30 protein-coding genes are annotated in these 15,640 nt (G+C 44.8%); all 30 read right to left on the reverse strand.

Going from position 1 to position 15,640, the window contains the following annotated elements:
* Positions 1 to 3 precede the first annotated feature (3 nt).
* Positions 4 to 813, reverse strand: coding sequence for an energy-coupling factor transporter transmembrane component T family protein (locus V7R82_RS08975; RefSeq protein WP_268442470.1), 810 nt, complete (start codon positions 811 to 813; stop codon positions 4 to 6).
* Entirely contained in the window at positions 803 to 1,699 is an 897-nt protein-coding gene (locus tag V7R82_RS08980; protein ID WP_070756171.1) for an energy-coupling factor ABC transporter ATP-binding protein, read from the reverse strand. Before V7R82_RS08980 ends, V7R82_RS08975 begins: the two co-directional genes overlap by 11 nt.
* Positions 1,669 to 2,508 (reverse strand): energy-coupling factor ABC transporter ATP-binding protein, encoded by an 840-nt coding sequence (locus V7R82_RS08985; protein WP_314760473.1) that lies wholly within the window; start codon positions 2,506 to 2,508, stop codon positions 1,669 to 1,671. The genes V7R82_RS08980 and V7R82_RS08985 overlap by 31 nt, the downstream gene beginning before the upstream one ends.
* A 288-nt stretch (positions 2,509 to 2,796) precedes the next feature.
* Positions 2,797 to 3,177, reverse strand: coding sequence for a 50S ribosomal protein L17 (rplQ, locus tag V7R82_RS08990; protein WP_023391459.1), 381 nt, complete (start codon positions 3,175 to 3,177; stop codon positions 2,797 to 2,799).
* 42 nt (positions 3,178 to 3,219) lie between these two features.
* On the reverse strand, positions 3,220 to 4,164 hold the full coding sequence (locus V7R82_RS08995) for a DNA-directed RNA polymerase subunit alpha (RefSeq protein ID WP_070756169.1): 945 nt from the start codon (positions 4,162 to 4,164) through the stop codon (positions 3,220 to 3,222).
* A gap of 70 nt (positions 4,165 to 4,234) precedes the next feature.
* Positions 4,235 to 4,630, reverse strand: coding sequence for a 30S ribosomal protein S11 (gene rpsK / locus V7R82_RS09000; RefSeq protein ID WP_023391461.1), 396 nt, complete (start codon positions 4,628 to 4,630; stop codon positions 4,235 to 4,237).
* 34 nt (positions 4,631 to 4,664) lie between these two features.
* The gene (gene rpsM / locus V7R82_RS09005) at positions 4,665 to 5,027 is read right to left on the reverse strand and encodes a 30S ribosomal protein S13 (protein WP_023391462.1); all 363 of its coding nucleotides are present in this window, start codon (positions 5,025 to 5,027) and stop codon (positions 4,665 to 4,667) included.
* Between the two features lie 21 nt (positions 5,028 to 5,048).
* Complete coding sequence (rpmJ, locus tag V7R82_RS09010; RefSeq protein ID WP_083316295.1) at positions 5,049 to 5,162, reverse strand: 50S ribosomal protein L36; 114 nt, start codon at positions 5,160 to 5,162, stop codon at positions 5,049 to 5,051.
* A 38-nt stretch (positions 5,163 to 5,200) separates the two neighbouring features.
* Positions 5,201 to 5,419, reverse strand: coding sequence for a translation initiation factor IF-1 (gene infA / locus V7R82_RS09015; RefSeq protein ID WP_023391463.1), 219 nt, complete (start codon positions 5,417 to 5,419; stop codon positions 5,201 to 5,203).
* A 34-nt stretch (positions 5,420 to 5,453) separates the two neighbouring features.
* On the reverse strand, positions 5,454 to 6,113 hold the full coding sequence (locus V7R82_RS09020) for an adenylate kinase (RefSeq protein WP_338542631.1): 660 nt from the start codon (positions 6,111 to 6,113) through the stop codon (positions 5,454 to 5,456).
* 35 nt (positions 6,114 to 6,148) lie between these two features.
* Entirely contained in the window at positions 6,149 to 7,438 is a 1,290-nt protein-coding gene (gene secY, locus V7R82_RS09025) for a preprotein translocase subunit SecY (RefSeq protein ID WP_070756167.1), read from the reverse strand.
* Entirely contained in the window at positions 7,438 to 7,878 is a 441-nt protein-coding gene (rplO, locus tag V7R82_RS09030) for a 50S ribosomal protein L15 (protein ID WP_023391466.1), read from the reverse strand. The genes secY and rplO overlap by 1 nt, the downstream gene beginning before the upstream one ends.
* 34 nt (positions 7,879 to 7,912) lie before the next feature.
* Positions 7,913 to 8,092, reverse strand: coding sequence for a 50S ribosomal protein L30 (gene rpmD / locus V7R82_RS09035; protein WP_023391467.1), 180 nt, complete (start codon positions 8,090 to 8,092; stop codon positions 7,913 to 7,915).
* Between the two features lie 13 nt (positions 8,093 to 8,105).
* On the reverse strand, positions 8,106 to 8,609 hold the full coding sequence (gene rpsE, locus V7R82_RS09040; RefSeq protein WP_023391468.1) for a 30S ribosomal protein S5: 504 nt from the start codon (positions 8,607 to 8,609) through the stop codon (positions 8,106 to 8,108).
* 20 nt (positions 8,610 to 8,629) lie between these two features.
* On the reverse strand, positions 8,630 to 8,992 hold the full coding sequence (gene rplR / locus V7R82_RS09045; protein WP_023391469.1) for a 50S ribosomal protein L18: 363 nt from the start codon (positions 8,990 to 8,992) through the stop codon (positions 8,630 to 8,632).
* Between the two features lie 42 nt (positions 8,993 to 9,034).
* Positions 9,035 to 9,571: a 50S ribosomal protein L6 gene (gene rplF, locus V7R82_RS09050; protein WP_338542632.1), complete on the reverse strand. Its 537-nt coding sequence runs from the start codon at positions 9,569 to 9,571 to the stop codon at positions 9,035 to 9,037.
* Positions 9,572 to 9,626: 55 nt separating this feature from the next.
* A complete protein-coding gene (rpsH, locus tag V7R82_RS09055; protein ID WP_023391471.1) occupies positions 9,627 to 10,025 on the reverse strand; it encodes a 30S ribosomal protein S8 in 399 nt (132 codons plus the stop codon).
* A 32-nt stretch (positions 10,026 to 10,057) separates the two neighbouring features.
* On the reverse strand, positions 10,058 to 10,243 hold the full coding sequence (locus V7R82_RS09060; RefSeq protein ID WP_083316294.1) for a type Z 30S ribosomal protein S14: 186 nt from the start codon (positions 10,241 to 10,243) through the stop codon (positions 10,058 to 10,060).
* 20 nt (positions 10,244 to 10,263) lie between these two features.
* A complete protein-coding gene (gene rplE, locus V7R82_RS09065) occupies positions 10,264 to 10,806 on the reverse strand; it encodes a 50S ribosomal protein L5 (RefSeq protein ID WP_023391472.1) in 543 nt (180 codons plus the stop codon).
* A 28-nt stretch (positions 10,807 to 10,834) separates the two neighbouring features.
* On the reverse strand, positions 10,835 to 11,137 hold the full coding sequence (rplX, locus tag V7R82_RS09070; protein WP_291428063.1) for a 50S ribosomal protein L24: 303 nt from the start codon (positions 11,135 to 11,137) through the stop codon (positions 10,835 to 10,837).
* A gap of 28 nt (positions 11,138 to 11,165) precedes the next feature.
* Positions 11,166 to 11,534 carry a 50S ribosomal protein L14 gene (rplN, locus tag V7R82_RS09075; protein ID WP_023391474.1) on the reverse strand — a complete coding sequence of 123 codons (369 nt, stop codon included), beginning with the start codon at positions 11,532 to 11,534 and terminating at the stop codon, positions 11,166 to 11,168.
* 34 nt (positions 11,535 to 11,568) lie between these two features.
* Positions 11,569 to 11,835 carry a 30S ribosomal protein S17 gene (gene rpsQ / locus V7R82_RS09080; protein ID WP_023391475.1) on the reverse strand — a complete coding sequence of 89 codons (267 nt, stop codon included), beginning with the start codon at positions 11,833 to 11,835 and terminating at the stop codon, positions 11,569 to 11,571.
* 23 nt (positions 11,836 to 11,858) lie between these two features.
* Positions 11,859 to 12,065, reverse strand: a complete 207-nt coding sequence (gene rpmC / locus V7R82_RS09085; RefSeq protein ID WP_023391476.1) for a 50S ribosomal protein L29 — start codon at positions 12,063 to 12,065, stop codon at positions 11,859 to 11,861.
* Entirely contained in the window at positions 12,055 to 12,489 is a 435-nt protein-coding gene (rplP, locus tag V7R82_RS09090) for a 50S ribosomal protein L16 (protein WP_023391477.1), read from the reverse strand. Before rplP ends, rpmC begins: the two co-directional genes overlap by 11 nt.
* Before the next feature lie 3 nt (positions 12,490 to 12,492).
* The gene (gene rpsC, locus V7R82_RS09095; protein ID WP_023391478.1) at positions 12,493 to 13,149 is read right to left on the reverse strand and encodes a 30S ribosomal protein S3; all 657 of its coding nucleotides are present in this window, start codon (positions 13,147 to 13,149) and stop codon (positions 12,493 to 12,495) included.
* Between the two features lie 3 nt (positions 13,150 to 13,152).
* Positions 13,153 to 13,509, reverse strand: a complete 357-nt coding sequence (gene rplV, locus V7R82_RS09100; protein ID WP_023391479.1) for a 50S ribosomal protein L22 — start codon at positions 13,507 to 13,509, stop codon at positions 13,153 to 13,155.
* Positions 13,510 to 13,528: 19 nt separating this feature from the next.
* Positions 13,529 to 13,810 (reverse strand): 30S ribosomal protein S19, encoded by a 282-nt coding sequence (gene rpsS, locus V7R82_RS09105; RefSeq protein ID WP_035364047.1) that lies wholly within the window; start codon positions 13,808 to 13,810, stop codon positions 13,529 to 13,531.
* 38 nt (positions 13,811 to 13,848) lie between these two features.
* Positions 13,849 to 14,679 (reverse strand): 50S ribosomal protein L2, encoded by an 831-nt coding sequence (gene rplB, locus V7R82_RS09110; RefSeq protein ID WP_035364049.1) that lies wholly within the window; start codon positions 14,677 to 14,679, stop codon positions 13,849 to 13,851.
* A 35-nt stretch (positions 14,680 to 14,714) separates the two neighbouring features.
* Entirely contained in the window at positions 14,715 to 15,011 is a 297-nt protein-coding gene (rplW, locus tag V7R82_RS09115) for a 50S ribosomal protein L23 (protein WP_023391482.1), read from the reverse strand.
* Positions 15,011 to 15,634: a 50S ribosomal protein L4 gene (gene rplD, locus V7R82_RS09120; protein ID WP_023391483.1), complete on the reverse strand. Its 624-nt coding sequence runs from the start codon at positions 15,632 to 15,634 to the stop codon at positions 15,011 to 15,013. The genes rplW and rplD overlap by 1 nt, the downstream gene beginning before the upstream one ends.
* Positions 15,635 to 15,640 lie beyond the last annotated feature (6 nt).

The following is a 15,640-nucleotide window of genomic DNA, read 5'->3' on the forward strand; positions in this document are numbered from 1 at the left end:
GCCTCACCCCACTGGCCAGAAACGGCTAGCTAACAAGGCTAAGGTCAGGACTAGCAAGGCCCAACGCACTTGTCTATCAGCTGGGCTGTAGGCCAACTGGCGATACTTGGTACGGCCTTCTGCTCCGCGATAGCCCCGCGCTTCCATGGCGGTTGCCATTTCTTCGGCCCGGTTGAAGGCAGAGATGAAAAGGGGCACCAAAATCGGCACGACAGCCTTCATTCTCTGCATGAGGCTACCTTGATCGAACTCTACCCCACGCGAGCGTTGGGCGTTCATGATTTTCTGGGCTTCATCCATGAGGGTTGGCACATAGCGCAAGGCGATAGCCAGCATAAGGGCCAACTCGTGGGCAGGGAAGCCAAAGCGAGTCAGGGGCCGCAAGAGATGTTCAATCCCGTCCGTTAGCTCCAGGGGCGCTGTCGTTAAGGTTAGAATAGTGGACATCATAATAATGAGGACCAGACGCATGAAGATAAAGGCCCCACTCTCCAAACCACCAGTCGAGAGGACAAAGGGTCCCCACTGCCAGAAGACATGGCCCCCATTAGTGAAGAGAATCTGAAAGACCACGGTAAAGAGAATCAGCCAAATCATGGGCTTGACCCCATTAATAAAGAACTTAAAGGAAAGACCGGTCAACTTAATAGCCAAGAGGGTAAAGAGCGCCAAAATGGCGTAACCCAACCAGGAATCGGCTAAGAAGACCGCAAAAATAAAGTAGAAAGAAGCTAGCAACTTGGTCCGTGGATCCAGTCGATGGACCCAGGAATCCATATTGATATAGCGTCCCAGTAACATTTTATCCAACATGGCCGGTCCCCTCCTTAGCTGGAAGATGGGCCATGAGCAAGTCGGCTAAGGCTTCAACGGTCAGGGGCGCCTGGTCGATAGCTAGGGCCTGGTCCCCTAAGCGCTCCTGTAATTTCTCCAGAAACTGCATGGAGCGTGGCACATCTAAGCGCCGTTGGCGCAACCAATCCGTCTGGCTGAAGACCTGTTCAGGCGTCCCTGTCTTAGCCACCGTGCCCCCTTCCATGACAATGACATGGTCGGCATAACGGGCAACGTCATCCATTTGGTGACTGATTAAGACTAGGGTCAACTTATCCTCTTTTTGGAGGCGCATGAACATGTCCAGCATTTGGGCTTGACCCAGTGGGTCTAGGCCGGCAGTTGGCTCGTCTAAGACCAACACTTGCGGTTCTAAGGCCAGAACGCCGGCAATGGCCACCCGTCGCATTTGGCCGCCACTGAGATCGAAAGGCGAGCGCTCATAGAGGTCCGGACTGATGCCGACCAGGGATAATTTTTCCTTAGCAATGGCGAGCGCGTCCTCTTCCGAGACACCAAAATTCAAAGGTCCAAACATGACATCCTTGAGGACCGTCTCTTCAAAGAGCTGGGCTTCCGGGAATTGGAAGACGACACCGACCTGCTTACGCAAGGGCTTGAGGGAAGGTAACTTAGCCGTAGATGTAACCAAGACATCCCCTAGACGTACTGAGCCCTTGGTTGGCTTAATCAAAACATTAAGGTGTTGAATCAGAGTCGACTTGCCTGAACCCGTGTGGCCGATGACGGCAGTCACTTGGTGGGCTGGAATGGTTAAATTAACGTCGAAGAGGGCCGCTACCTCAAAAGGCGTATTGGCATTGTAATGGTAACTTACTTGGTCGAATACAATGGTGTGATCCATGTCAATAAGGCCTCCTCATCGAGATAGTTATCCGGCACATCCAGTCCGCGGGCAGCTAGGGCGTCCTTGAGTTTCTGTGAAAAAGGCACATCCAAGCCCTGTTCCACTAAATGTTCACCCATTAGGAAGATTTCTTCTGGTTTCTTGTCTTGAACTAGGCGGCCGCCCTGCATCATGAGGATACGGTCAGCCAAGCTGGCTTCGTCCAAATCATGGGTAATGGAAATAACCGTCAGGTTGAAGCGTTCCTTAATCTTACGGATGGCGGCAATCACTTCTTGACGACCGTTAGGGTCCAACATAGAAGTCGCTTCATCCAAGATAATAATGTCAGGTCGCAAAGCCAAGATGCTAGCCAGGGCTACCCGTTGCTTCTGGCCCCCTGATAGGCGGGCAGGCTCCTTGTCCTTAAATTCTGACATCCGAACTTCAGCCAGCGCCTCTTCAATCCGGCTAATCATCTCCTGACGTGGCACTCCATTATTCTCCAAGCCAAAGGCCACATCATCTTCTACCGTCGAACCAACAAATTGGTTGTCTGGGTTCTGGAAGACCATGCCAACTGAGCGACGAGCCTCCCAAACGGTCTCTTCGTCAATGGTTAAATCCTTAATGGTTACCTGGCCTGCCGCAGGCACGAGGAGGCCATTCATAATTTTGGCTAGGGTCGACTTGCCTGAGCCGTTTGGCCCAATAATAGCCACCCATTCGCCTTCCTTGATTTCTAGGGAGACATCGGTCAGGGAATTGACCTCGCTACCATAGTAACGAAAATCGATATGCGATAGTTTTACAACGCTTGCTGCCATGTCTGTTTCATCCTCTCTGCCTCTGGGGCCTCCTTGCTACTTTCATAGCTAAAGCCAGTTTCCTGCCTAGCCTTAGCTATGAAAGCAACTCACCCCCTTACTCTACCACCTGGGGGCGTCACTTTCAAGAATTTGAGTATAAGACCAAAAAAAAATCACTTTTACGATGATAGCTAGCGATTGGGGAAGCAGGGCTCCCCCAATCGTGCTATAGAGCTAGACCCTGTAGTTGGTTAGCAAGGCTACAGAATCGTCACACTCCTCATCATAAAGCGAATTCTCACTCTATTATACTAATTCGATGATTGCCATTGGGGCGCCATCACCACGACGTGGGCCGGTCTTCAAGACACGGGTGTAGCCACCTTGGCGGTCAGCGTAGCGCTCAGCGTACTCACCGAACAAACGAGTCAAGACACGTTCAACAACGACTTGATCCCCTTCAACGGTTGCGCTAGCAATCTCGTTACGCAAGAATGCTGCAGCACGACGGCGTGATGCTAAGTCACCTTTTTTACCTAAGGTAATCATTTGATCAACGAATTTACGTACTTCTTTGGCACGAGTTTCTGTGGTTTCGATACGGCCGTATACGATCACATCAGTAGTTAAGTCACGCAATAATGCGTTACGTTGTGCGCTCTTACGTCCTAATTTGCGGTATGCCATTATTCAGTTTCCTCCTTTGCTTTGAATATGAAATATCCTATACTAGTCGTCTTGGCGTAAGCTCAACTCAAGGTTAGCCAATTTTTGTTTGACTTCCTCTAATGATTTACGGCCAAGGTTACGTACTTTAATCATTTCTGCTTCTGATTTGTTAGTCAACTCTTGAATCGTGTTGATGCCCGCGCGTTTCAAACAGTTGTATGAACGAACGGATAAGTCTAACTCTTCAATCGTCATGATTAACATTTTCTCTTTTTCAGCTTCTTCCTTCTCAACCATAATTTCAGTTTGACGCGCTTCATCGTTGAGGTTAACGAAGATATTTAAGTGCTCCGTTAAGATTTTAGCGGCTAAACTTAATGATTTTTCAGGACTAATTGAACCGTCGGTCCAAATATCTAAAGTTAATTTATCATAAACGTTCTTTTGCCCGATACGGGTGTTTTCGACTTGATAGTTTACCTTCTTAATTGGGGTATAAATCGAATCGATTGGTAAGACGCCGATTGGCATATCTTCCCGTTTGTTGTGTTCGCTCCGGACATAACCACGACCGTTGGCTACGTTTAGACGCATCTTCAATTCAGCGCCATCAGCCAGGGTGCAAATGTAGAGCTCAGGGTTGAGGATTTGCACATCGTTATCATGCATAATATCAGCTGCGGTCACAACTTTTGGACCGGTGACGTTTAATTCAATTACTTTTGACTCTTGAGTGTGAAGTTTCAATGCTAATTTCTTCAAGTTCAAGATGATCGTTGGAACATCTTCCACGACACCTTCAACTGTAGCAAATTCATGCAGTACTCCATCAATCTGGATGCTAGTAACAGCGGAACCAGGTAATGAAGATAATAAAATACGACGTAATGAATTTCCAAGGGTTGTTCCATATCCACGTTCAAGTGGTTCAACGACAATTTTACCAAACTTGGCATCGTCACTGACTTCAATCGTTTTAATTTCTGGCTTTTCAATTTCGATCATCGATTATATTCCCCTTTCAAAACGTTAGTCTTGGTAATAACGCGCTTCACAGTTGCTTGAGTCATCTAGATTATACGCGGCGACGTTTTGGAGGACGGCAACCGTTGTGAGGAATAGGGGTAACGTCGCGGATGGCGGTTACTTCTAAACCTGTAGCTTGCAATGAACGAATTGCTGACTCACGACCTGAACCTGGGCCTTTTACTGTTACTTCAACAGTCTTCATCCCGTGATCCATAGCACCTTTAGCAGCCACTTCTGAAGCCATTTGTGCAGCGAATGGGGTAGATTTCTTAGAACCACGGAAACCTAATGAACCTGCGGATGACCATGAAATAGCATTACCATTCACGTCAGTGATCATAACAATAGTGTTGTTGAATGTAGAGCGAATGTGTGCTACACCTTTCTCGACATTTTTTCTAACACGACGGCGACGACGTGCAACTTGTTTTTTCTTTGCCATGAAGTTTATACCTCCTTCATTCTATATTCGAGTATTATTTTTTACCAGTGACCATTTTCTTAGGTCCTTTACGTGTACGAGCGTTGTTCTTGGTGTTTTGACCACGAACTGGCAAGCCACGACGGTGACGTAAGCCACGGTAAGAACCGATTTCTTGGAGACGCTTGATGTTCAAGCTAATTTCACGACGTAAGTCCCCTTCAACTTTGAGGCCGTCAATGATTTCACGGATACGGTCGAGCTCATCGTTTGATAAGTCCTTAACGCGAGTGTCTTCAGAAACGTTTGCTTGTTTTAATACTTGTTGTGCAGTTTTCAAACCAATACCGTAGATGTATGTTAATGAGATTACTACACGTTTTTCACGCGGAATATCTACTCCAGCAATACGAGCCATTTATCTGGCACCTCCTTCTTATTAACCTTGACGTTGTTTATGTTTTGGATTTTCGCAAATTACCATCACATTGCCGTTGCGACGAATGATTTTACATTTTTCGCAAATTGGCTTTACAGATGCTCTAACTTTCATCTTAACTAATTCCCTCCTTAAATTCGAAACGGAACGGTTTACTTAAAGCGGTAGGTAATACGACCACGTGTCAAATCGTAAGGAGATAATTCAATCGTTACCTTATCTCCTGGTAAGATGCGGATGTAGTTCATCCGGATTTTACCTGAAACGTGAGCCAGTATTTCATGCCCATTCTCTAATTCAACCTTAAACATTGCATTTGGTAAAGTTTCAATGACTGTACCTTCAACTTCAATTACATCATCTTTAGCCATTCATACTTCCTCCTCTTACCAACTTACTGTTAGGCTATTGTGCCACTGAGGACAAAATCTGGCGGATATCTTCGTAGACCTTGTCGATGGCTTGTTGACCATCCACTCGGTGAAGAAGCCCACGTTCCTCATAATAATCCAGTATTGGTCGAATTGATTCCATTTGGAGATTGATACGATATGCAACTTTCTCAGGCTTGTCATCTTCACGTTGATAGAAATCACTGGCACCACAGTTGTCACAAACCCCTTCAACCTTCGGTGGGTTGTAGAGTTTGTGGTAGGTTGCCCCACAGTTGCGGCAGATGATTCGGCCACTCAAGCGATCCTTGAGGACTTCTGGATCTACATCGATATAGATAACGGCATGGATTGGAGAATCTAACTCCACCAAGTTTTGATCAAGCGCCTGAGCTTGTGCGCTTGTACGTGGGTAGCCATCCAACATGAAGCCTTGGGCTTTCACGTCGTCTTGGGCTAAACGTTCACGTACAATGGCATTGGTCACTTCGTCAGGAACCAGGTTCCCGTTGTCAGTGTAAGCCTTAGCTTGGAGCCCAAGTGGGGTTTCGTTCTGAATCGCAGCACGGAAAATGTCCCCAGTTGCAATATGTACGATTTGATAATCTTTTACTAGATGTTCACTCTGTGTCCCTTTACCGGCACCAGGCAAACCCATTAATAAAATATTCATCTTGTATCTTCCCTTTACTTCTATTTGACACATGATTATTGAATGAATCCTTGATAACGGCGTTTGATAACGCGCCCTTCGACCTGCTTAGCAGTCTCAATGGCAACCCCGACCACAATCAGCAAGCTAGTCCCGCTGAGTGAGATACGTGACGTTAAGTTCCAGAAGAACCCTGCCACAATCGGTAATACCGCAATCAAAGTCAAGTAAAGTGCGCCTACTCCGCTCAAGCGGTTGATAACTTTGGTTAAGTAAGTTTCGGTATCTTTCCCAGGACGTACGCTTGGAATGTACCCGCTCGACTTCTGCAAGTTCTCGGCAACTTTCTCTGGATTCACTTGAATCAATGAATAGAAATAAGTAAACGCAATTAATAGGACAGTGTAGAAGATTACACCGTAGAGTGTTTGGTAGTCGAAGAGTTGTACCAGAAAGTCCATCCATGGGTTAGTCCGATCGACTGTCACAAACGAGAATATCATCTGAGGTGTTGTAATGAACGAGCTAGCGAAAATTACTGGAATAACCCCAGCTGAGTTAATTTTAAGCGGGAGGTGAGCTGAGTAGCGCGCCCCTGACGCTTTCTTAGAATAATGGATTGGGATACGCAATTGAGCCCGTTCCATTAAAACGATAATCACAATTAAGATGACGATGACCAAGATAATGGCTGCCAATGACAGCATGTTGGTCATAGCATGATCTCCACCATTTACCAGATGGCGTTGGAGATAACCCATCAATTCCTTAGGCACTTCCGCAACAATCCCGGCCATGATAATCATGGACAAGCCGTTACCGACACCGCTTCGGGTAATCATCTCACCCAACCAGACCAAGAACATGGAACCAGCTGTTAAGATAAGGGCAATCGTCAGGTAACGCATTGTCGTTGGGTTGGCAATCAAGCCCAGACGCGCCATCCGGTTAAAACCGAGGGCGATACCGTAAGATTGTACTAAACCAAGGGCAATGGCAACATAAGTGGTCCATTGGTTGAGCTTACGACGCCCAACTTCCCCTTGCTTAGCCCATTCAGTAAACTTAGGCACGATGTCCATTTGTAATAACTGAATGATGATTGAGGCGGTAATGTATGGAGAAACCCCCATGGCGAAGAGCGAGAAGCGCTTCAAGGCACCGCCACCGAAAGTGTTTAATAAGCCTAAGAGGCCGCTCTCAGCGAAAGTGTTAATCGCTGAAACCCGAACCCCAGGTACAGGAATATGTGAGCCTAATCGGAATACCGCAAAAACGAAGAGCGTGAAAAAGATGCGACGACGCGTATCTTTATCCGCAAATGCATTTTTAATAAAGGTAAACATTAGATCACCTCGATTGATCCACCAGCTGCAGTAATTGCTTGCTCTGCACCTTTAGAGAATTTGGCTGCTTGAACAGTTAATTTTCTTTCAAGTTGACCATTACCTAAGATTTTTACTCCTGATAATTCTTTCTTAACGACACCTGCTTCAACTAAGAGAGCTGGTGTAACTGTCGTACCGTCTTCGAAGCGGTTGAGAGCTTCCAAGTTAACGACTGCATATTCTTTACGGTTGATGTTGTTGAATCCACGTTTTGGTAAACGACGGAACAATTGAGTTTGTCCACCTTCGAAACCTAAACGTACGCCACCGCCAGAACGGGCTTTTTGACCTTTTTGACCGCGACCAGCAGTTTTACCGTTACCGGAACCTTGACCACGACCGACACGGTTACGTTCTTGACGTGAACCTTCAGCAGGTTTTAATGTATGAAGTTTCATTCCTGTGGCACCTCCTTGTATTAGTCTCTAATTTTTATGCTTCTTTTACTTCAACTAAGTGACTGATCGTATTGATCATCCCACGAACTGCTTCGTTGTCTGGTTTAACAACGGTCTTGTAAGTCTTAGTTAAACCTAACGCCTTAGCAGTTTGGATTTGATTTTTAGGACGACCGATCAAGCTGCGTTTCAATTGGATTTGTAAGTTCGCCATTTGATTGTCCTCCTTAGCCTAAAATTTCTTCGACTGATTTGCCACGTAAAGCAGCAACTTCTTCAGCTACTTTCAATTGTTTCAAGCCTTCTACAGTCGCACGCACCATGTTGATTGGTGTGTTAGAACCAAGAGACTTACTTGTTACGTCAGCTACCCCTGCTAATTCCATTACGGCACGAACAGGACCACCTGCTGCAACCCCAGAACCGGCTGGTGCTGGTTTGATTAAGACACGACCACCACAGAATTCGCCAATTGCTTCGTGAGGAATTGTGGTTCCGGTCAATGGTACTTCGATTAAGTTTTTCTTCGCATCTTCGATAGCTTTACGGATTGCTTCTGGAACTTCTTGAGCTTTACCAGTACCAAAGCCAACGTGACCGTTCTTGTCACCGACAACTACTAAAGCTGAGAAACGTAGACGACGTCCACCCTTAACAACTTTGGTAACACGGTTAATCGTCACAACGCGTTCTTCGATGTTTTCCAAGGTATTTGGATTGATGTGAACCATGAACTAGTGTCCTCCTTCTATTAAAATTCTAGGCCGTTTTCACGAGCTGCTTCAGCCAAAGCTTTCACACGACCGTGATATAGGTACCCACCGCGGTCGAAGACAACTTTCTTGAAGCCTTTTGCTACCGCACGTTCAGCAACTAATTTACCTACAGCTGAAGCTTGTTCAACTTTGGTCCCTGTTACTGATTTGTCATTACTAGAGGCACTTGCAAGCGTCACACCCGCTACGTCATCAATTAATTGAGCGTAGATGTGCGTGTTGGAACGGAACACGTTCAAGCGTGGGCACTCAGCAGTACCAGAGATTTTGTTTCTTACGCGAGCATGTCTTTTACGACGTACTTTGTTTTTATCTGGTTTTGTAATCACAATTTTCACCTCTTTAAGTTTAAGTTATAGGAGAAGATCAGGACCGGTCTATTACTTACCAGTCTTACCTTCTTTACGACGTACATATTCGTCAGTGTAACGAATCCCTTTACCTTTATATGGTTCTGGTGGACGTACGCCACGGATGTTGGCTGCTAATGCGCCGACTTTCTCTTTATCGTAACCTTCTACGATAATTTTAGTGTTTGAAGGAACTTCAAAGTCAGCACCTTCAAGTGGTTCGAATTCAACTGGGTGAGAAAGACCCACGTTCAACACTAATTTGTTACCTTGTTTTTGAGCACGGTAACCGACCCCGATAAGGTCTAATTCTTTCTTGAAGCCATTCGCTACACCTTCAACCATGTTGCTGAAGACAGAACGCATAGTCCCGTGTAATGAACGGTTTTCTTTTGAATCATTTGGACGAGTGAAGACTACTTCATTCTCTTGAACTTCCAACGCAATGTTTGGGTGGAATTCACGTGTCAAAGTACCTTTAGGGCCTTTTACAGTCACTGTATGACCTTTTACTTCGACGGTTACGCCTGCTGGAATCACGACTGGTTTTTTACCGATACGACTCACAGGGCTGCACCTCCTCTTTCTTATTTCTAGTTATCTTGAATATGAATAAATTAGATTACCAAACGTAAGCTAATACTTCGCCACCGACACCAGCTTGACGAGCTTGTTTGTCAGTCACAACACCGTTAGAAGTTGAGATGATGGCGATCCCTAAGCCGTTTAATACCTTAGGTAGGTCTTCTGATTTGGTGTAGATACGCAAACCAGGTTTTGAAATACGCTTGATGCCAGTGATAACTTTTTCGTTGTTACGGCCGTACTTCAAGAAGATGGTGATTTCACCTTGTTTGTCGTCTTCTGCGACTTCATAGTTTTTGATGAAACCTTCTTGTTTCAAGATTTCAGCAATCGCTACTTTGATTTTTGAAGATGGTGCTGATACAGTCTTGTGTCCTACGCTGTTCGCGTTACGGATACGAGTTAAGAAATCAGCAATTGGATCTGTCATAACCATGTTGTATTTACCTCCTCTTTGTTCAGTATGGATTACCAGCTGGCTTTCTTCACGCCAGGGATTTGTCCTTTGTAAGCAAGTTCGCGGAAGCAAATACGGCAAAGTTTGAATTTACGATATACGGAGTGTGGACGTCCGCAACGCTCGCAGCGCGTATACTCTTGAACTTTGAATTTAGGTGACCGCTTGTTTTTTGCAATCATTGATTTTTTAGCCAATGTTCATTCGCCTCCTTGTCTTATTTTTGGAAAGGCATGCCTAATTCTTTAAGTAAAGCATGTGCCTCTTCGTCAGATTTCGCAGTTGTGACAATAACGATGTCCATCCCGCGGACTTTATCAACGTTATCATAGTTCACTTCAGGGAAGATAAGTTGTTCTTTGATCCCTAAGGTGTAGTTCCCGCGGCCATCGAAGGCTTTGTTGCTGACACCGTGGAAGTCACGAACACGTGGTAAAGATACAGTGACTAACTTGTCTAAGAAGTCGTACATACGCGCACCACGTAGGGTCACTTTACACCCGATTGGCATACCTTCACGGAGACGGAAGCCCGCGATGGATTTCTTAGCTTTGGTAATCACTGGCTTTTGACCAGATAATAAAGTGAGTTCGTCAACAGCTTTTTCTAAGTTCTTAGCGTTAGCTACTGCGTCACCCACACCCATGTTGATGACGATCTTTTCAACTTTAGGTACTTGCATTACAGAAGTGTAGTTGAATTGTTCGATCAATTTTTTAGTTACTTCGTTTGAGTATTTAGCTTTTAAACGATTTTCCATGTAGTGTTAATCCTCCTCTCGCTATTGATTAGATGGTTTCGTTAGATTTCTTCGCGAAACGGACTTTCTTGCCGTCTTCGAAACGATAACCCACACGTGTTGCTTCCCCTGATTTAGGATCAACGAGTTTAACGTTAGACACGTGGATTGGTGCTGGGAATTCTTCGATCCCGCCTTGACCTGCTTGAGAAGGTTTAACGTGCTTCTTGGCAATGTTCAAGCCTTCTACGACTACGCGGTCTTCTTTTGGTAAAGTACGTAAAACAGTCCCTGTTTTACCTTTATCTTTACCTGCAATTACTTTAACTGTATCGCCTGTTTTGATACGCATGAATAGTTTCCTCCTTCGTTAATATTTCTTATAAAACTTCTGGAGCTAATGAAACAATCTTCATGTAGTTGTTATCACGCAATTCACGTGCAACTGGTCCAAAGATACGCGTACCACGAGGGCTCTTATCGTCACGGATGATGACGCAAGCATTTTCGTCAAACTTGATATAAGAACCATCTTTACGGCGAGCTCCTGATTTAGAACGTACGATTACTGCTTTTACGACGTCACCTTTTTTAACAACTCCACCTGGCGTTGCTTGTTTAACCGTTGCAACGATAACATCCCCGATGTTAGCAGTTTTGCGGTTTGAACCACCTAATACACGGATTGTTAACACTTCACGTGCGCCAGAGTTGTCAGCAACTTTTAATCGACTTTCTGTTTGAATCATTTCGATGTCCTCCTTCCGAGATATACTTGGTTAATTAGATAATGACTGCTTCTTCAACAATCTCTAATAAACGGAAGCGTTTCGTAGCTGATAATGGACGAGTTTCCATAATGCGCACGATGTCGCCTTCTTTTGCACGGTTTTCTTCATCATGTGCTTTATATTTCTTAGAATATTTAACGCGTTTACCGTATTTAGGGTGAGTCTTACGAGTTTCGACTAAAACCGTGATGGTTTTGTCCATTTTGTCGCTCACGACACGACCTTGGTAAACTTTACGTTGGTTGCGTTCTGTCGTCATTGATGTTAGCCTCCTTTGCTGGTTTATTTAGACAATTCTTGCTCGCGTAAAGCAGTTTTGATACGTGCGATAGATTTACGTACAGTGCGTAAACGTGCTGTATCTTCTAATTGTCCTGTTGCTAATTGGAATCGAAGGTTGAAGAGTTCTTTCTTCAACTCAGCTTCACGTTCAAGCAACTCAGCAGTGGATAACCCTTTGATTAACGCTTTAAATTCATTAGTTTTCATTCGATTCACCACCATATTCTTCACGTTTTACGAACTTGGTCTTAACTGGTAGTTTATGCGATGCTAAACGTAATGCTTCACGTGCGATTTCTTCAGATACACCCGCTACTTCAAACATAATCTTGCCACGCTTAACTGGTGCTACCCAACCTTCAGGTGCCCCTTTACCAGAACCCATACGAACCCCGATAGCTTTTGCAGTATATGATTTGTGAGGGAAGATTTTAATCCATACTTTCCCACCACGTTTCATATAACGAGTCATCGCAATACGGGCTGCTTCGATTTGACGGTTTGTGATCCAGTGAGATTCAGTAGCTCGTAAGCCGTATTCACCGAAATCAACTTGTTTACCACCTTTAGCTTCTCCGCGCATTTTACCACGGAATTCACGACGGTGTTTTACACGTTTTGGTACTAACATTGATTAGTTCCCTCCTTTCTCAGAGTTTTTCTTTTGTGGCAATACTTGGCCACGGCAGATCCAAACTTTAACTCCTAACTTACCGTAAGTAGTGTCCGCTTCTTCCCATGCGTAGTCGATGTCGCTACGTAAGGTATGGAGTGGCACAGTACCTTCAGAGTATGCTTCGCTACGCGCAATATCTGCACCGTTCAAACGGCCTGATACCATGGTTTTGATCCCTTGAGCGCCAGCTTTCATAGTACGTTGGATAGCTTGCTTTTGAGCACGGCGGAAAGCCACACGGTTTTCTAATTGACGTGCGATATCTTCAGCAACCAATTTAGCGTCTAAGCTTGGTTCTTTGATTTCTACAACGTTGATAAAGACTTTCTTGCCGGTTAATTTGCTTAATTCCGCACGGACTGCATCGATTTCGGAACCACCTTTACCGATGACCATACCTGGCTTAGCAGTGTGAACAGATACAATCACACGGTTAGCAGCACGTTCGATTTGGATGTTAGAAACTGATGCTTCTTTTAATTTCTTGTATAAGAATTTGCGGATAGCTAAATCTTCGTGTAAGTATTCAGCAAAGTTCTTGTCTGCATACCATTTAGCGTCCCAGTCGCGGATGACGCCGACACGCATACCAATTGGATGTACTTTTTGACCCATTGATTAAGCCTCCTCTTTCTCAGATACCACAACAGTGATGTGGCTTGTACGTTTGTTGATTGGTGAAGCTGAACCTTTCGCACGTGGGCGGAACCGTTTCATGGTTGGGCCTTCGTTAGCGAATGCTTCACTCACGTATAAGTTTTCCAAGTCAAGATCGTAGTTGTGGTCCGCGTTAGCGATAGCAGACATCAGCACTTTCTCAACGATTGGGGCACCTGCTTTAGGTGTGAATTTTAAGATGGCAATTGCTTCGCCAACTTTTTTACCTCGGATAAGATCTAAGACTAAGCGAACTTTACGAGGCGCAATGCGAACTGTTCTTGCAACTGCTTTTGCAGATGTAACTTGGTTAGACATCTTGTTTTCCTCCTATAAATTAGCGTTTCTTAGATTTCTTGTCGTCAGCTGCGTGACCTTTATAAGTACGAGTTGGTACGAATTCACCTAATTTGTGACCTACCATATCTTCTTGAACATATACAGGCACGTGCTTGCGGCCATCATAAACGGCAATGGTTAAACCAATGAAGTTAGGGAAGATGGTTGAACGACGTGACCAGGTTTTAATAACTTGTTTCTTTGTGCTTTCTGCTTGCTCTTCCACTTTTTTCATTAAGTGCGCATCACAGAAAGGTCCTTTTTTCAAACTACGACTCACAATGAAGCCTCCCTTCGATTATTTGTTACCGGCGCCTATTATTTTTTACGGCCGCGGATGATTAACTTGCTAGATTTAGCTTTCTTAGAGCGGGTTTTCTTACCAAGTGTTGGTTTACCCCATGGAGACATCGGAGATTTACGCCCGATTGGCGCACGACCTTCACCACCACCGTGTGGGTGATCGTTAGGGTTCATTACGGAACCACGAACTTCAGGACGTTTGCTCATCCAACGTGCACGACCGGCTTTACCGATGTTTACTAATTCGTGTTGTTCGTTACCAACAACCCCGATAGTTGCACGGCAAGTTGATAAGATCATACGAACTTCACCAGAGTTCAAACGAACTAAAGTGTATTTACCTTCGTGACCCAATACTTGAGCGCTAGTACCAGCAGAACGGATTAATTGACCGCCTTTGCCTGGTTTTAATTCGATGTTGTGGATTACAGTACCTTCAGGGATGTTTGCTAATGGCAATGCGTTCCCGATTTGGATGTCGGCATGTTCACCAGATTCAATTTTTTGGCCTACTTTCAAGCCTTTTGGTGCCAAGATGTAAGTCTTGATCCCGTCTTCGTAGTGTACCAACGCGATGTTAGCGGTACGGTTTGGATCGTACTCGATGGTTGCGATAGTCCCTACTACGTTGTCTTTGTTACGTTTGAAATCGATGATACGGTAAGCGCGTTTGTTACCGCCACCTTGATGACGAACAGTGATTTTACCTTGGTTGTTACGGCCGGCTTTTTGTTTTTGTGAAGATAACAATGTCTTCTCTGGTTTTGATGCAGTGATTTCGCTGAAATCATAACCAGTCATGTTACGACGACCGTTAGAGGTTGGTTTGTACTTTTTAATCGCCACTCTTATTCCCTCCTACTTACTCATTTTCTAGGTGATTATTCAGCTTCGTTAGCGAATAATTCGATGTCTTTTGATTCAGCAGTCAAGGTTACGACTGCTTTCTTGTACTTACGAGTGAAACCAGCGTAACGGCCCATGCGTTTTGCTTTACCGTCAACGTTGATCGTGTTAACTTTCTTAACTTTAACCCCTTCAAACATTGCTTCAACCGCTTGTTTGATGTGAGTTTTGTTAGCACGACGGTCTACTTCGAACGTGTATTTTTTCTCGTCTAAACCAGCAACTGATTGTTCAGTGATGACTGGGCGTAATACTACTTCTGATAATTGCATTATGCTAAAGCCTCCTCTACGGTTGAAAGTGCTGCTTTAGTGATGACAAGTGTGTCGTAGTTTACAACGTCTAATACGTTCACGTTGCCTTCGTCGATCACTTTCACGTTAGCTAAGTTACGTGCTGAGAAGTAAGCGTTGGCGTTAGTCCCTTCTAATACTAAGAGAGTTTTCGCATCTACTTTAAGGTTGTTCAATACTGACTTGAATTCCTTAGTTGATGGAGCTGCAAAGCTGAGTTCATCAACAACTACTAACTTGCCTTCTAATACTTTCTGAGATAATACAGATTGTAACGCTAAGCGGCGTACTTTCTTTGGTAATTTATAACTGTATGAACGAGGTGTTGGACCAAATACGGTACCACCACCAACCCATTGTGGTGAACGGATAGAACCTTGACGTGCACGGCCAGTCCCTTTTTGTCTCCATGGCTTACGGCCACCACCGCGTACTGCGGAACGGTTCTTCACCGCATGAGTCCCTTGACGTAAAGATGCACGTTGCATGATTACTGCGTCGAAGATTACGTCTTCGTTAGGTTCAACCCCAAATACAGCTGCATTCAATTCGATTTCGCCGATTTGTGAACCGTCTTGTTTAAATAAACTTACTTTTGTCATTTACTC

Source organism: Abiotrophia defectiva ATCC 49176 (genome assembly GCF_037041345.1).
Lineage (GTDB): Bacteria > Bacillota > Bacilli > Lactobacillales > Aerococcaceae > Abiotrophia.

Coding starts and splice junctions, on each gene's coding strand:
- V7R82_RS08975 (WP_268442470.1), bottom strand. CDS start 813: ATGTTGGATAAAATGTTACTGGGACGCTATATCAATATGGATTCCTGG.
- V7R82_RS08980 (WP_070756171.1), bottom strand. CDS start 1,699: ATGGATCACACCATTGTATTCGACCAAGTAAGTTACCATTACAATGCC.
- V7R82_RS08985 (WP_314760473.1), bottom strand. CDS start 2,508: ATGGCAGCAAGCGTTGTAAAACTATCGCATATCGATTTTCGTTACTAT.
- rplQ (WP_023391459.1), bottom strand. CDS start 3,177: ATGGCATACCGCAAATTAGGACGTAAGAGCGCACAACGTAACGCATTA.
- V7R82_RS08995 (WP_070756169.1), bottom strand. CDS start 4,164: ATGATCGAAATTGAAAAGCCAGAAATTAAAACGATTGAAGTCAGTGAC.
- rpsK (WP_023391461.1), bottom strand. CDS start 4,630: ATGGCAAAGAAAAAACAAGTTGCACGTCGTCGCCGTCGTGTTAGAAAA.
- rpsM (WP_023391462.1), bottom strand. CDS start 5,027: ATGGCTCGTATTGCTGGAGTAGATATTCCGCGTGAAAAACGTGTAGTA.
- rpmJ (WP_083316295.1), bottom strand. CDS start 5,162: ATGAAAGTTAGAGCATCTGTAAAGCCAATTTGCGAAAAATGTAAAATC.
- infA (WP_023391463.1), bottom strand. CDS start 5,419: ATGGCTAAAGATGATGTAATTGAAGTTGAAGGTACAGTCATTGAAACT.
- V7R82_RS09020 (WP_338542631.1), bottom strand. CDS start 6,113: ATGAATATTTTATTAATGGGTTTGCCTGGTGCCGGTAAAGGGACACAG.
- secY (WP_070756167.1), bottom strand. CDS start 7,438: ATGTTTACCTTTATTAAAAATGCATTTGCGGATAAAGATACGCGTCGT.
- rplO (WP_023391466.1), bottom strand. CDS start 7,878: ATGAAACTTCATACATTAAAACCTGCTGAAGGTTCACGTCAAGAACGT.
- rpmD (WP_023391467.1), bottom strand. CDS start 8,092: ATGGCGAACTTACAAATCCAATTGAAACGCAGCTTGATCGGTCGTCCT.
- rpsE (WP_023391468.1), bottom strand. CDS start 8,609: ATGGTTCACATCAATCCAAATACCTTGGAAAACATCGAAGAACGCGTT.
- rpsH (WP_023391471.1), bottom strand. CDS start 10,025: ATGGTTATGACAGATCCAATTGCTGATTTCTTAACTCGTATCCGTAAC.
- rplE (WP_023391472.1), bottom strand. CDS start 10,806: ATGGAAAATCGTTTAAAAGCTAAATACTCAAACGAAGTAACTAAAAAA.
- rplX (WP_291428063.1), bottom strand. CDS start 11,137: ATGCGTATCAAAACAGGCGATACAGTTAAAGTAATTGCAGGTAAAGAT.
- rplN (WP_023391474.1), bottom strand. CDS start 11,534: ATGATTCAAACAGAAAGTCGATTAAAAGTTGCTGACAACTCTGGCGCA.
- rpsQ (WP_023391475.1), bottom strand. CDS start 11,835: ATGACGACAGAACGCAACCAACGTAAAGTTTACCAAGGTCGTGTCGTG.
- rpmC (WP_023391476.1), bottom strand. CDS start 12,065: ATGAAAACTAATGAATTTAAAGCGTTAATCAAAGGGTTATCCACTGCT.
- rplP (WP_023391477.1), bottom strand. CDS start 12,489: ATGTTAGTACCAAAACGTGTAAAACACCGTCGTGAATTCCGTGGTAAA.
- rpsC (WP_023391478.1), bottom strand. CDS start 13,149: ATGGGTCAAAAAGTACATCCAATTGGTATGCGTGTCGGCGTCATCCGC.
- rplV (WP_023391479.1), bottom strand. CDS start 13,509: ATGTCTAACCAAGTTACATCTGCAAAAGCAGTTGCAAGAACAGTTCGC.
- rplW (WP_023391482.1), bottom strand. CDS start 15,011: ATGCAATTATCAGAAGTAGTATTACGCCCAGTCATCACTGAACAATCA.
- rplD (WP_023391483.1), bottom strand. CDS start 15,634: ATGACAAAAGTAAGTTTATTTAAACAAGACGGTTCACAAATCGGCGAA.